At 71.1% G+C, this 13,165-nt stretch carries 11 protein-coding genes and 1 pseudogene; 7 read left to right on the top strand and 5 right to left on the bottom strand.

What is annotated here, in order from left to right:
* Positions 1-5: 5 nt before the first annotated feature.
* Positions 6-1,556: an aklavinone 12-hydroxylase RdmE gene (gene rdmE, locus AMETH_RS28785; RefSeq protein ID WP_017984674.1), complete on the bottom strand. Its 1,551-nt coding sequence runs from the start codon at positions 1,554-1,556 to the stop codon at positions 6-8.
* Positions 1,557-1,726: 170 nt separating this feature from the next.
* Here rdmE and AMETH_RS28780 point away from each other — a divergent pair, with 170 nt between their 5' ends.
* Both AMETH_RS28780 and metX read left to right on the top strand, forming a co-directional pair.
* Positions 1,727-3,031, top strand: coding sequence for a bifunctional o-acetylhomoserine/o-acetylserine sulfhydrylase (locus AMETH_RS28780; protein ID WP_017984673.1), 1,305 nt, complete (start codon positions 1,727-1,729; stop codon positions 3,029-3,031).
* Between the two features lie 14 nt (positions 3,032-3,045).
* Positions 3,046-4,167: a homoserine O-acetyltransferase MetX gene (gene metX, locus AMETH_RS28775; protein WP_017984672.1), complete on the top strand. Its 1,122-nt coding sequence runs from the start codon at positions 3,046-3,048 to the stop codon at positions 4,165-4,167.
* Here the strand turns inward: metX and AMETH_RS37425 are convergent.
* Positions 4,088-4,975 (bottom strand): annotated as a pseudogene (locus AMETH_RS37425) (AraC family transcriptional regulator); the annotation flags it as partial. The gene metX and the pseudogene AMETH_RS37425 overlap by 80 nt on opposite strands.
* Before the next feature lie 90 nt (positions 4,976-5,065).
* Between AMETH_RS37425 and AMETH_RS28765 the strand changes: the two are divergent.
* Positions 5,066-5,488, top strand: a complete 423-nt coding sequence (locus AMETH_RS28765; protein WP_017984670.1) for a pyridoxamine 5'-phosphate oxidase family protein — start codon at positions 5,066-5,068, stop codon at positions 5,486-5,488.
* Between the two features lie 40 nt (positions 5,489-5,528).
* Here AMETH_RS28765 and AMETH_RS28760 read toward each other — a convergent pair whose 3' ends face one another.
* Together AMETH_RS28760 and AMETH_RS28755 are read right to left on the bottom strand one after the other, a co-directional pair.
* On the bottom strand, positions 5,529-5,939 hold the full coding sequence (locus tag AMETH_RS28760) for a hypothetical protein (RefSeq protein ID WP_223843266.1): 411 nt from the start codon (positions 5,937-5,939) through the stop codon (positions 5,529-5,531).
* Between the two features lie 115 nt (positions 5,940-6,054).
* Positions 6,055-6,645 carry an SACE_7040 family transcriptional regulator gene (locus tag AMETH_RS28755; protein ID WP_017984668.1) on the bottom strand — a complete coding sequence of 197 codons (591 nt, stop codon included), beginning with the start codon at positions 6,643-6,645 and terminating at the stop codon, positions 6,055-6,057.
* A 153-nt stretch (positions 6,646-6,798) separates the two neighbouring features.
* Here AMETH_RS28755 and AMETH_RS28750 point away from each other — a divergent pair, with 153 nt between their 5' ends.
* Positions 6,799-7,578, top strand: coding sequence for an SGNH/GDSL hydrolase family protein (locus AMETH_RS28750; RefSeq protein ID WP_017984667.1), 780 nt, complete (start codon positions 6,799-6,801; stop codon positions 7,576-7,578).
* Between the two features lie 46 nt (positions 7,579-7,624).
* Here AMETH_RS28750 and AMETH_RS28745 read toward each other — a convergent pair whose 3' ends face one another.
* Positions 7,625-8,203 (bottom strand): dihydrofolate reductase family protein, encoded by a 579-nt coding sequence (locus tag AMETH_RS28745; protein ID WP_017984666.1) that lies wholly within the window; start codon positions 8,201-8,203, stop codon positions 7,625-7,627.
* Positions 8,204-8,358: 155 nt separating this feature from the next.
* On the opposite strand from AMETH_RS28745, the gene AMETH_RS28740 reads away from it, so the two are divergent.
* The 3 genes from AMETH_RS28740 to AMETH_RS28730 are packed head-to-tail and all read left to right on the top strand — an operon-like array spanning position 8,359 to position 13,090.
* The gene (locus AMETH_RS28740) at positions 8,359-9,972 is read left to right on the top strand and encodes a carboxyl transferase domain-containing protein (protein WP_017984665.1); all 1,614 of its coding nucleotides are present in this window, start codon (positions 8,359-8,361) and stop codon (positions 9,970-9,972) included.
* Positions 9,973-9,977: 5 nt separating this feature from the next.
* A complete protein-coding gene (locus AMETH_RS28735; RefSeq protein ID WP_017984664.1) occupies positions 9,978-11,939 on the top strand; it encodes an acetyl-CoA carboxylase biotin carboxylase subunit in 1,962 nt (653 codons plus the stop codon).
* Entirely contained in the window at positions 11,936-13,090 is a 1,155-nt protein-coding gene (locus AMETH_RS28730; RefSeq protein ID WP_017984663.1) for an acyl-CoA dehydrogenase family protein, read from the top strand. Before AMETH_RS28735 ends, AMETH_RS28730 begins: the two co-directional genes overlap by 4 nt.
* Positions 13,091-13,165: the final 75 nt, after the last annotated feature.

Genomic DNA, 13,165 nt, shown 5'->3' with positions numbered 1-13,165 from the left:
CGCGGCTACCTGCTCAGCACCCTGGCCAGCACGTCCCACAACGTGGCGGCCGGGTCGGCGGCACCCCCGGGGCACCGCCACGCCACGATCCCGTCCGGCCGCACCAGGCTGGCGCCGCCGTCGCCCAACCCGAACCGCGCGCGGAACACGCCGTCGGGGTCGTCGAAATCGGCGCCGCACTCCCGGTACTCCAACGCGATGCCCGTCTCCGCGCGCACCTCGGCGACCGCGTCGCGCCAGCCGCCGGTGCCGAAGACGACCCAGCCGTGGCCGAGGAAGTCCCAGGTGGACCCGGTCGCGGTGGGCACGTGCGGCGCGCGGAACCCGGGACGGCCGGACGGCTCCACCGGGTTCTCCAGCAGGTCGTCGTCCTCGGTCAGCACCGCGCCCGAGCGGTATCGGAATCCCAGCGTGAGCGCGAGCTGGTCGACCGGCGGGGCCACCCCGGTCAGGTCGAGGTCCGGCATCATCCGCTCCTTCGCGTTGTGCAGCGAAGTGCTGACCACCATCTCCGCGATCGGCCTGCGCTCGGCTTCGTAGCTGTCGAGCAGTCCCGGCCCGGCGTCGCCGCGGAGCACCGCCGTCAGCTTCCACGCGATGTCGTGGCCGTCGCCGACCGCGGTGTTCCCGCCCATGCCGCCGGTGGGCGGCGTGACCTTGGCGGCGTCGCCGACCAGGAACACCCGGCCCGCCGCGAACCGGTCGGCGACCCGCGCCGCCATCTCCCACGCGCCCGTCCACTGGATCTTCGGCTCCAGGTCCGGCAGATCGGTGGCCCCCCGGATCAGGTGGACCAGCCGCTCCTCCGGGAAGTCGTCGGCCGTCTCGCCCGGCCCGATGTCCACCGCGCACACGTACCGGCCGGGCACGTCGGTGTTGACCAGTGCGCCGGTGAACTCCGCGTGCTGCAGGTAGAACAGGTCGGTCACGCCGGGCAGCAGCCGGTCGCCGAGATCGGCGTCGAACACCACCCCGATCGATTGCGCGATCGCGCCGAGCCCGGATGTCCCGATCCCGAGCGCCTCCCGGATCCGGCTCCGCCCGCCGTCGGCGGCCACCAGGTACGACGCCCGCACGGTCGTCTCCGAGCCGGTCCGCGAGCGCAGCACGGCGGTCACCCCGTCGTCGTCCTGCGTGAACGACACCAGTTCCGTCGAGAACCGCACGTCCGCGCCCGCCTCGCGGGCCCGCTCCAGCAGGATCGGCTCGACCACGTCCTGCCCCGCCATTCCCCACGGCGCCGCGGTCGCCGCGCTCAGGTCGACCTCCCCGAGGTCCTCCACGATCCGGTGGAACACCGGCCCGCTCAGGCTCGCGGCGACCGTGATCCGCAGCCCCTGAGAGGCGCGCTCGCTGACGCCGAGCACCTTTCGATCGATCCCGGCGAACCGGTACAGCTCCATCGTCCGCGGCGTCTGCCCGGACGCCCGCGGGTGCAGCGACGTGCCCGGATGCCGTTCCACCGTCAGCACGTCCACGCCGCCGAGCGCCAGGAACACGCTCGCGGACAGGCCAGCCAGTCCGGCCCCCACGACCAGGACGTCGGCTCGTTCCATGGTTCCTCCTCGCTGTGGAAATCCCGTGCGCCAAGTATCTTAGAAGCTAAGAAATTGAGCAAGAGAGAAAAATCCACACTGTGGGAACCGGTTGGGCGGATTGATCCGATCTGACTAGCTTCGGACACGGCGGCTTCCGCTGAACAGCCCACGCATCAAGGAGAACGACGATGACCGAGTCGCACGCCTGGTCCTTCGAGACCAAGCAGATCCACGCCGGCGCGAGCCCCGACCCGGCCACGGGCGCCCGCGCGACCCCGATCTACCAGACGACGTCGTACGTCTTCCGCGACAGCCAGCACGGCGCCGACCTGTTCAGCCTCGCCGAGCCGGGCAACATCTACACCCGGATCATGAACCCGACCCAGGATGTGCTCGAGCAGCGCCTCGCCGCGCTCGAAGGCGGCGTCGCCGCACTGGCCTTCGCGTCCGGTTCCGCGGCCACCACGGCGGCGATCCTGAACGTCGCCAACGCCGGTGACCACATCGTGTCCGGCGCGAAGCTGTACGGCGGCACCTACAACCTCTTCCGCTACACGCTGCCGAAGCTGGGTGTCGAGGTGTCGTTCGTCGAGCAGCAGGACGACCCGGAGCAGTGGCGGGCCGCCGTCCGCCCGAACACCAAGGCGTTCTTCGGCGAGACGCTCGCCAACCCGGGCAGTGACGTCCTGGACATCCGGACGATCGCCGACCTGGCGCACGAGGTGGGCGTGCCGCTGATCGTGGACAACACCATCCCGACGCCGTACCTGCTGCGCCCGATCGAGCACGGTGCGGACGTCGTCGTCCACTCGGCCACGAAGTACCTCGGCGGCCACGGCACCACGGTCGCGGGCGTGCTGGTCGACGGCGGCACCTTCGACTTCGGCGCGCACGGTGACCGCTTCCCCGGCTTCACCGAGCCCGACCCCAGCTACCACGGCCTCAAGTACTGGGAAGCCCTCGGCCCCGGCGCGTACGCGGCGAAGGCCCGCGTCCAGCTGCTGCGCGACACCGGCGCGGCGATCGCGCCGCTCAACAGCTTCCTGATCCTGCAGGGCATCGAGACGCTGTCGCTGCGCGTCGAGCGGCACGTCAGCAACGCGAAGGCGCTGGCCGAGTGGCTGGAGCAGCGCGACGAGGTCGAGCGCGTCTACTACGCGAGCCTGCCGTCGAGCCCGCACTACGACCTGGCGCAGAAGTACCTGCCGCAGGGCGCCGGTGCGGTGCTGTCGTTCGACCTGCGTGGCGGCGTCGAGGCCGGGCGGAAGTTCGTCGATGGCACCGAGCTGCACAGCCAGCTGGTTAACATCGGTGACGTGCGCAGCCTCATCGTCCACCCCGCCAGCACCACCCACAGCCAGCTCACCCCCGAGGAGCAGCTCGCCAGCGGCGTCACGCCGGGCCTGGTGCGGCTCGCCGTGGGGCTGGAGGGCCTGGAGGACCTCAAGGCCGACCTTGAGGCCGGGTTCCGGGCGGCGAAGGCGGTCCTGTGACGCAACCGTCCACTGTGGATCTCCTGCCTGCGACGGGTGCGTGGCGGGAGGGGGACCCACCGGGGCGGCGGCAGTGGGCCGCCGGCGGACAGCTGCGGCTGGACGCCGGCGGCTCGCTGCCGGAGTACCGGATCGCGTACGAGACGTGGGGCACGCTGAACTCAGATGGCTCCAACGCGGTCCTGATCGAGCACGCCCTCACCGGCGACAGCCACGCCGCCGGTGAGGCCGGGCCGGGGCACCCCACGCCGGGCTGGTGGGACGGCCTGATCGGGCCCGGCCGCGCGCTGGACACCGACGAGCTGTTCGTCGTGGTGCCCAACGTGCTCGGCGGCTGCCAGGGTTCGACCGGTCCCTCGTCGCCGGACCCGGACGGCCGGACGTGGGGGAGCCGGTTCCCGCGAATCACGATCCGCGACCAGGTCCGGGCGGAGGCCGTGGTGGCCGACGAGCTGGGTGTCGAGCGGTGGGCCGCGGTGCTCGGCGGGTCGATGGGCGGCATGCGGGCGCTGGAGTGGGCGGCGACGTTCCCGTCCCGGGTCGCGGCGTTGCTGGTGCTCGCCGCGCCTGCCGCGTCATCGGCCGACCAGATCGCGTGGGCCGCGCCGCAGCTGCACGCGATCACGTCGGACCCGGGTTGGCGCGGCGGCGATTACCACGACGCGCCGCCGGGCGAGGGGCCGCACCGCGGGCTGGGCGTCGCGCGGCGGATCGCGCACGTGACCTACCGCAGCTCACTCGAACTCGACCAGCGGTTCGGCCGGTCGCCGCAGGGTGACGAGGACCCGTTCGACGACGGCCGGTACGCCGTGGAGTCCTACCTCGACCACCACGCGGGCAAGCTGGTGCGCCGCTTCGACGCGGCGTCCTACGTGTGGCTCACGCGGTCGATGAACACGCACGACGTGGGTCGCGACCGCGGTGGCGTCGGCGCGGCGCTGGCCGGGGTGACCGCGCGCAGCGTGATCGCGGGCGTCGATTCCGACCGCCTCTACCCGATGCGGCAGGCGCACGAGCTGGCGGCGGGGATCCCGGGTGCGGGCGAGGCCGCGGAGATCACTTCGCCGTACGGGCACGACTCGTTCCTGATCGAGGTCGCGCAGGTGTCGGCGCTGGTGAAGGCGCTGCTGCACTGACTCCGGTCCGGCCGCGCCGGAACTCGCTGGGGTTGACGCCCCGGACCCGTTTGAACGCCGCGCTGAACTCGAATGGATCGGCGTAGCCGACGGAGCGGGCGACCTCGCCTATGGTCGCGGCCTCCCGCGTCACCAGCCGATCCGCCGCGAGCGTCATGCGCCAGCGGGTCAGGTAGGTCAGCGGCGGTTCGCCGACCAGGTCGGCGAACCGTTTGGCCAGGCTCGACCGTGACACGCCGGTGCGCTCCGCCAGCGCCGCGACCGTCCACGGGGCCCCCAGGCTCGGCGTGCAGCAGGCGCAGCGCGCGGCCGACCACCGGGTCGCGCTGGGTGGCCCACCACGCCGGGGGCTCGCCGCCCGGCCGGTCGAACCACGCGCGCAGCGTGCAGACCAGCAGCCAGTCCAGCAGCCGGTCGAGCACGACCTGCTGACCCGGCGCGTCGACGGCGACCTCGGCGGCGAGGTGATCCAGTACGGGGTCGGGGGTGTCCCCGGCATCGCCCACGCGCACCACGACGGGCAGCGCGTCCAGCAACCGACGGCTGATCTCGCCGCGCACCGGGTAGGCACCGACGATCAGCGTCGTCGCGCCGTCGCCGTGGTCGCGCCACCCGCGCCGGTATCGCGTCCCGCCCTGCTCGGCGTCGCGCAGAACTCGCCGCACGCGACCGGCTCGGCGCGGGTGTCCGGCTCGTTGACGAAGGTGAAGGTCCCCGGGTCGCGCACGATGATCGTCTCGCCGGCGCGGAGCCGCTCGGGCGGGTGGTGTTCCGGCACGATCCAGCCCTCACCGGTGAGCACGGTGCACGTCCCACGGCGACGAGATTAGACGATCACACAGGTGATCCGGTCTTTTGACCATGTGCTCGTCCGAGCCTGCGGTGTTCAACCGGGATCATGAGCGACAGTGCGCTGACTCCCGACGACCTTGAGTTCCTCCGCCGTCCCCTGCACGGATTCCCGACCGTGGCCGCGGGTCCGGTCCCGCCGCAGCCGCGGCCGGTGTGGTTCGAGGCCACCGACGTCGGCACGATCCAGCTGTGCACCACCCCGGACTCGCCCAAGGTGCGGCAACTGCGCCGCGATCCACGCGCCTCGATCGTCGTCGCCGCGCCGGTCGGTGAGCGCGAACGCTGGGTGTCGGTCGCCGGCCGGGTCACGCTGGAACCGGATGGCGCACAGGAACTGAGCGCCCGCCTGGCCGCCCGCTACTGGGACCTCGACGACCCGGCCCGTGCCGCGGACCTCGCCGGGATCGAGGCCGAGGAGCAGGTCCGCATCGTCATCCGCCCGGATACCGTGCGCCGCTACCACTACTGACGCCGGGCCGCGGCCGGGGCACGCCTCCCCGCGTTCCGGATCAGGAGAGCGCCTCGGAGATCCACTCGGTGACCGGCAGGTCCCGCTCCAGGCACTCGGCCGAGAGCCGCACCGTCCACCGCAGCGCCTGCAGCGTCAGGCTGTCCACCTCGTCGCGGTTGGCGCTCTTCAGGGCGATCTCCACCTGTTCCGCGGCGGCCTCGGTGTTGCCGTGCACCTCCGCGAGCAGCGTGCGGACGGCGGTGCGCACCGGCGGGTCAGCCTGGTCGATCGACACCTCTTCACCGGTCTCGTCGAACACCTGGACCTTGACCGGGGCGCTGCCGCCGTCACCGAGCGTGGTCACCATCATGCTGCACTCCTCGAACAGGAGCAGCATCAGCTCGCGCGTCTCGTCCCGGCTCGACGGGGCCACCTCGTCGAGCGCGTCCTTGTCTCGGCCGAGCTGCATCGCGACGAGGGCGCGCTGCGCCCGCGAGATCAGCTGCTGCCGGTCCTGGGTCACGGGATCTATCAAAGCCGGGGAAAGGCGTTCAACGGTAGTGGGAAAACGAGTGACGTGATGATCACGCGGCGGACTGCAGTGCGCCGAGCGCGAGGCGCCGCAGCAGGACGGCCAGTTCTTCGTCGTCCAAATGGCGGTTGTACGGCGTCGAGTTGATCAATCCGAACACGGCGTGTGCCGCCGAGCGTGCCTGGCGTTCCCCCACTCCGGGTACGGCATCGCGAATGACCTTGACCCATATCTCCACGTAGCGACGCTGCAGTGCCCGCACCTGCTTCCGGTCGGCGTCGGTGAGGTTCGCGAGGTTGCGTTCCTGCACCGTGATCAGCGACGGGTGGGTGAGCGCGAAGTCGACGTGGAACTCGACCAGCTGCGCCAGCGCCTGCTGCGGGTCGGCGGTCGCGTCGACGCGCGCCGTGCCGCCGTCGAGGAGGTAGTGGCTGATCGAGTTCAGCATCTCCCCCAGCATCGCGTCCTTGCTGCGGAAGTGCCGGTACAGGGCGGGGCCGGAGATGCCGACGGCCGCGCCGATGTCGTCGATGCCGACGCCGTGGAAGCCGTGCCGGGCGAACAGCTCCGCGGCCGCGCTCAGGATCTCCTCGCGGCGGGTGGCCTTTTCGCCGGTGACCAGCGGTGTGGGACTCGTCGACACGTGAACATCTTATCGAGTCAGGTTAGCGAGCGCTAACGTCCGCCTCCTGTCACCTGCTGGTAGCCGAAATGCCTACTAAAAGGGGGTCCCTTGTGGGCATTGCACCTGGTAATCACTCAGTGAGTTGATTACTCACGGAAGGTGGTCCCCGCTGTGCTGAGAACGCTTGCAACCACCGTCGTCGCGGCCCTGGCCGCGATCGGCCTGACCTCCGGGGTGGCCAATGCCGCCACCCTCGACTACGTCGCGCTCGGCGACTCCTACTCCTCGGGGGTCGGCGCCGGGAGCTACCTGGACTCGTCCAGCTGCAAGCGCAGCTCGAACGCCTACCCGGTGCTCTACGCCGGGCAGACGTCGGCTTCGCTGAACTTCCAGGCGTGTTCCGGCGCGAAGACCTCGGACGTGCTGAACAACCAGGTGAGCGCGTTGTCCGACGAGACCGATCTGGTGACGATCAGCGTCGGCGGCAACGACGCCGGGTTCGCGGGTGTCATGCAGGACTGCATCCTCGGCGGGGACTCGGGCTGCAAGACCGCGATCGACAACGCGAAGGCGTTCGTCAACGGCACGCTGCCGGGGCTGCTGGAGAAGACCTACGGCGAGATCCGGTCCCGCGCACCGGAGGCGACGGTGATCGTGCTGGGCTACCCGCACTTCTACAAGATCGGCGGGTCCTGCTCGGTCGGGCTGTCCGACACCTCCCGCGGGTACATCAACAGCGGGGCCGACGCGCTCGACTCGGTCATCCAGAAGGAGGCCTCGGAGGCGGGGTTCGCCTTCGCGGACGTGCGCCCGGCCTTCACCGGGCACGAGATCTGCTCCGGTTCGGCGTGGCTGCACAGCGTGACGTACCCGATCGACGAGTCCTACCACCCGACGGCGACCGGGCAGGCCCAGGGCTACTACCCGTCGCTGGTGGCGGCGCTGGGATGACTCTCGCCGAGGGGCGGCCGCGTGCTGCGGCCGCCCCTCGGTGTCTTCAGCCGTGCAGCGTGGGCCGGTAGATCAGCTCCTGGACGTGCCCGTCGAGCGTCCGGTGCTCGATGAGCTCCAGGTCGAAGTCGGCCCCGCCGGCGAAGATCGGGTCCAGCCCCGTCTTCGCGGTGATCACGGGGAAGAGCGTCACGTGCAGGCGGTCGACCAGGCCGGCGGCCATCAGCGCCCGGTTCATCGACAGGCTGCCGTGCGAGCGCAGCGGCGCCGCCGACTCCTCCTTGAGCCGTCTGATGACGTCGACCGCGTCGCCGCTCACCACGGTCGCGTCCGGCCAGTCGAGCGGTTCCCGCAGCGTGGACGACACGATCGTGGCCGGCAGGTTCCGCATCCGGGTCACCCACGGGTCGCGGACGTCGGAGTCCTCGGTGCTCTCGGCCAGCATCTGCGCGAACGCCCGGTACGTGTTGGCGCCGAAGACGATCCGCGGCTCCTCGTCGTACAGGGCGAGGCGGCGTTCGAGCAGCTCGGGGCCCTGTTTGCCCCAGTAGCCGGTCCAATCGCCGCCGGCCGCGCCGAAGCCGTCGAGGCTGGTGAAGACGTCGAATGTGTAGGTCGCGGTCATGGTGTCCTCCTCGTCTCTCACTGCCACGTCGGACGAGCCCACCACGATTCGACACCCTCGTGTGCCCGAATCTGGACATCGCACGTTAGTAGTGGTTAACATCGGTACCGCTGTTAACGACTACTAACCACGTCCGGCGTCGGATGAGGAGGGTCATGGACTTCCCGGTGCTCGGCACCTCCGCGGACCCGCGAAGCGAGCAGTACGCCCGGAACGCGACCGCGCACGCGGAGCTGGTCGAGGATCTGCGCAAGCGCTTGGCGGCAGCCCGAACGGGTGGCCCCGAGAAGGCGCGCGCCCGGCATGTGGAACGCGGCAAGCTCCTGCCGCGGGACCGCGTGGACGCGCTTCTCGACCCGGGCTCGCCGTTCCTGGAGCTGTCGCCGCTGGCCGCCAACGGGCTCTACGACGACGAGGCCCCCGCCGCCGGCATCATCACCGGCATCGGGCGGGTCTCCGGTCGCGAATGCGTCATCGTCGCCAACGACGCGACCGTCAAGGGCGGCACCTACTACCCGATGACGGTCAAGAAGCACCTGCGCGCGCAGGAAGTCGCCCTGCACAACAACCTGCCGTGCATCTACCTGGTCGACTCGGGCGGCGCGTTCCTGCCCAAGCAGGACGACGTGTTCCCGGACCGCGAGCACTTCGGCCGCATCTTCTACAACCAGGCGACCATGTCCGCGCGCGGCATCCCGCAGATCGCGGCCGTCCTCGGCTCCTGCACCGCCGGTGGCGCGTACGTCCCGGCGATGAGCGACGAGGCGGTCATCGTCCGCAACCAGGGCACGATCTTCCTCGGCGGCCCGCCGCTGGTGAAGGCCGCGACCGGCGAGGTCGTCACCGCCGAGGAGCTGGGCGGCGGGGACGTGCACGCCCGCCAGTCCGGCGTCACCGACCACCTCGCCAACGACGACGCGCACGCGCTGTCGATCGTCCGGAACATCGTCGCCACCCTCGGCCCGCGCAGCCCGCGCCCGTGGGAGGTCCGCCAGGTCGAGGCGCCCGCGGTCGACCCGGAGCAGCTCTACGGCGTCGTGCCCACCGACTCGCGCACCCCGTACGACGTGCGTGAGGTCATCGCGCGCATCGTCGACGGCAGCCGCTTCAACGAGTTCAAGAAGGAGTACGGCGCCACCCTGGTCACCGGTTTCGCGCACATCCACGGCCACCCGGTCGGGATCGTCGCGAACAACGGCGTCCTGTTCGCCGAGTCGGCCATGAAGGGCGCGCACTTCATCGAGCTGTGCGACAAGCGCTCGATCCCGCTGGTCTTCCTGCAGAACATCAGCGGCTTCATGGTGGGCAGGGACTACGAGGCCGGCGGCATCGCCAAGCACGGCGCCAAGATGGTCACCGCCGTGGCGTGCGCCCGGGTGCCGAAGCTGACCGTGATCATCGGCGGCTCGTTCGGCGCGGGCAACTACTCCATGTGCGGCCGGGCGTACTCGCCCCGGTTCCTGTGGATGTGGCCCAACGCCCGGATCTCCGTCATGGGCGGTGAGCAGGCCGCGTCGGTGCTGGCGACCGTGCGCCGCGATTCGATCGAGAGCCGCGGCGGCGAGTGGCCTGCCGAGGAGGAAGAGGCGTTCAAGGAGCCGATCCGCCGCCAGTACGAGGAGCAGGGCAGCCCCTACTACTCGACCGCGCGGTTGTGGGACGACGGCGTGATCGACCCGGCGGACACCCGCACGGTGCTCGGGCTCGCGTTGTCGGTCGCGGCGAACGCGCCGCTGGAACCCGTCAGCTACGGCGTCTTCCGGATGTGAGGGGCATGTTCGACACAGTCCTCATCGCCAACCGCGGCGAGATCGCGGTTCGCGTCATCAGCACCCTGCGGCGCCTCGGCATCCGCTCGGTCGCGGTCTACAGCGACGCCGACGCCGACGCGCGGCACGTGCACGAGGCCGACACCGCGATCCGCATCGGCCCGGCCGAGGCGACCCGCAGTTACCTGTCCATCCCGGACATCGTGCGCGCCGCCGTGGATTCCGGAGCGCAGGCCGTCCACCCGGGCTACGGGTTCCTCGCGGAGAACGCCGAGTTCGCCGCCGAGTGCGAGAAGGCCGGGCTGGTCTTCATCGGCCCGCCGGTGAGTGCGATCGACGCGATGGGCGACAAGATCCGGGCCAAGGCCACGGTGTCCGCCGCAGGCGTGCCCGTGGTGCCCGGTCTGTCCGATGTGGACGACTTTGCCAAGGCGGCCGACGAGGTCGGGTACCCGTTGCTGCTCAAGCCCTCCGCGGGCGGTGGCGGCAAGGGGATGCGGCTGGTCACCGAGCCCGGTGAGCTCGCGGCCGCGGTCGAGTCCGCGCAGCGCGAGGCCCGCTCGGCGTTCGGGGACGACCGGCTGCTGCTGGAGCGGTTCGTCACCACGCCGCGGCACATCGAGATCCAGGTCCTCGCCGACACCCACGGCACGGTCCTGCACCTGGGCGAACGCGAGTGCAGCCTGCAGCGGCGGCACCAGAAGATCGTCGAGGAGGCGCCATCGGTGCTGCTCGACGAGGAGACCCGGGCGCGGATGGGCGCCGCCGCCGTCGAAGCCGCCCGCTCGGTCGGGTACGTCGGCGCCGGCACGGTCGAGTTCATCGTCTCCGCGCGCAAGCCGGACGAGTTCTTCTTCATGGAGATGAACACCCGGCTGCAGGTCGAGCACCCCGTGACCGAGATGGTGACCGGCCTCGACCTCGTCGAATGGCAGGTGCGGGTCGCCGCGGGCGAGCCGCTTTCCCTGACGCAGGACGACATCCGGCTCACCGGGCACGCCGTCGAGGCCCGCGTCTACGCGGAGGACCCGGCGCGCGGGTTCGTGCCGACCGGCGGCACCGTGCTGGCGCTCGACGAGCCGCGCGGGCAGGGTGTCCGGGTCGACTCGTCGCTCACCGAGGGCTCGGTGGTCGGCTCGAACTACGACCCGATGCTGGCGAAGGTCATCGCGTGGGGCCCGGACCGGGCCTCGGCGCTGCACCGGCTGGACCGGGCGCTGGCCGGGACTTCCGTGCTGGGCGTGCCGACCAACGTGACGTTCCTGCGCGCCCTGCTCGCCGATCCCGACGTGCAGGCCGGGCGGCTGGACACCGGTCTCGTCGAGCGCCGCATGGACGAGCTGGTCGAATCGGCGGTGCCGGCGGAGTTCTTCGTCGCCGCCGCGATGGACCGGCTGCTCGGGCTGGTGCCCGAGGACACCTCCGACCCGTGGGCGGTGCCCAGCGGGTGGCGGCTCGGCGGACCGGGCGGCGTCACGTTCCGGCTGCGGGCCGGGGACGCCGAAGCGCTCGTCACGATCGAGGGTTCGCCGGACGCCGCGCAGGTCACTGTGGACGGTGGGGAGCCGATCCCGGTTTCCGCACGGCGCAACGGGAACCGGCTCGAAGTGCACTACGACGGCGAGTTCCGCCGGTACCTGCGGGCCGACGCGCCGCAGGACCGGGTGTGGCTCGGCCGCGACGGGCACGGCGTGGTGGTCGGCGAGCGGCCCAACCTGCTCGCCACGCACGGCGACGCGAGCGAGGCCGGCCCGGTGGTCAGCCCGATGCCCGGCACGGTACTGGTGGTCAAGGTCGCGCAGGGCGACGTGGTGAGCGCGGGCGCGCCGCTGCTGGTCGTCGAGGCGATGAAGATGGAACACACGCTGGTCGCCCCGGTCGACGGCGTGGTCGAGGAACTCCGCGTCCAGGTGGGCCAGCAGGTGGCCCTCGACGAGACGCTCGCGGTGGTCAAGGAGCAGAAATGATCGACTTCCGGCTCGGTGAAGAGTACGAGGCGCTGCGCAAGAGCGTGCACGACTTCGCGCAGAAGGAGGTCGCGCCCGTCATCGGCGGCTTCTACGAGCGCGAGGAGTTCCCGTACGAGATCGTGCGGGGCATGGCGCGGATGGGCCTGTTCGGGCTGCCGTTCCCGGAGGAGTACGGCGGCATGGGCGGCGACTACTTCGCGCTGTGCCTGGCGCTGGAGGAGCTGGCGCGGGTCGACTCGTCGGTGGCGATCACGCTCGAAGCGGGCGTGTCGCTGGGTGCGATGCCGTTGTTCCGCTTCGGTTCGGCGGAACAGAAGGAGAAGTGGCTGCCATCGCTGTGTTCCGGCGAGGCGCTGGGCGCGTTCGGGCTCACCGAGCCCGGCGGCGGTTCGGATGCGGGAGCGACCCGCACCGCGGCCCGGCTCGACGGCGACGAGTGGGTGATCAACGGCAGCAAGTCGTTCATCACCAACTCCGGCACCGATATCACCCGGCTGGTCACGGTCACCGCGGTGACCGGGGAGAAGCCGGGCGGTGGCAAGGAGATCTCGGCGATCATCGTGCCGTCCGGCACGCCTGGGTTCACGGTGGCGCCGAAGTACTCGAAGGTCGGCTGGAACGCCTCGGACACGCACGAGCTGTCGTTCGACGACTGCCGGGTGCCCGCGGAGAACCTGCTCGGCGAGCGTGGCCGCGGGTATGCGCAGTTCCTGTCCATCCTGGACGAGGGCCGGGTCGCGATCGCCGCGCTGAGCGTCGGGCTCGCGCAGGGCTGTGTCGACGAGTGCCTGCGGTACGCGGGGGAGCGGGAGGCGTTCGGGCACCGCATCGGCGAGTACCAGGCGATCCAGTTCAAGATCGCCGACATGGAGGTGCGCGCGCACACGGCCCGGCTCGCTTACTACGCTGCCGCGTCGAAGATGCTGCGTGGTGAGCCGTTCAAGAAGGAGGCCTCGATCGCGAAGCTGGTCGCCTCGAACGCGGCGATGGACAACGCCCGCGACGCGACGCAGATCTTCGGCGGCTATGGGTTCATGAACGAGTTCCCGGTCGGACGGTTCTACCGGGACGCGAAGATCCTCGAGGTGGGTGAGGGCACGAGCGAGGTGCAGCGGATGCTCATCGCCCGTGAGCTGGGTCTTCGTTGAATCCGGTGAACTGAGGCAACCTGCCGCGCCCCCTGCGCGTGTACCGCCCGGACGAGCCGGGACGGCTGAGCAGGG

This window comes from Amycolatopsis methanolica 239 (assembly GCF_000739085.1).
In the GTDB taxonomy this organism is placed as follows: domain Bacteria; phylum Actinomycetota; class Actinomycetes; order Mycobacteriales; family Pseudonocardiaceae; genus Amycolatopsis_E; species Amycolatopsis_E methanolica.
This window is presented reverse-complemented; position numbering and strand designations above follow the sequence as displayed.

Bases quoted from the DNA above. Each gene is read 5' to 3' on its own strand.
- rdmE (WP_017984674.1), bottom strand. From the start codon at position 1,556: ATGGAACGAGCCGACGTCCTGGTCGTGGGGGCCGGACTGGCTGGCCTG.
- AMETH_RS28780 (WP_017984673.1), top strand. From the start codon at position 1,727: ATGACCGAGTCGCACGCCTGGTCCTTCGAGACCAAGCAGATCCACGCC.
- AMETH_RS28765 (WP_017984670.1), top strand. From the start codon at position 5,066: ATGAGCGACAGTGCGCTGACTCCCGACGACCTTGAGTTCCTCCGCCGT.
- AMETH_RS28760 (WP_223843266.1), bottom strand. From the start codon at position 5,939: ATGCAGCTCGGCCGAGACAAGGACGCGCTCGACGAGGTGGCCCCGTCG.
- AMETH_RS28745 (WP_017984666.1), bottom strand. From the start codon at position 8,203: ATGACCGCGACCTACACATTCGACGTCTTCACCAGCCTCGACGGCTTC.
- AMETH_RS28740 (WP_017984665.1), top strand. From the start codon at position 8,359: ATGGACTTCCCGGTGCTCGGCACCTCCGCGGACCCGCGAAGCGAGCAG.
- AMETH_RS28735 (WP_017984664.1), top strand. From the start codon at position 9,978: ATGTTCGACACAGTCCTCATCGCCAACCGCGGCGAGATCGCGGTTCGC.
- AMETH_RS28730 (WP_017984663.1), top strand. From the start codon at position 11,936: ATGATCGACTTCCGGCTCGGTGAAGAGTACGAGGCGCTGCGCAAGAGC.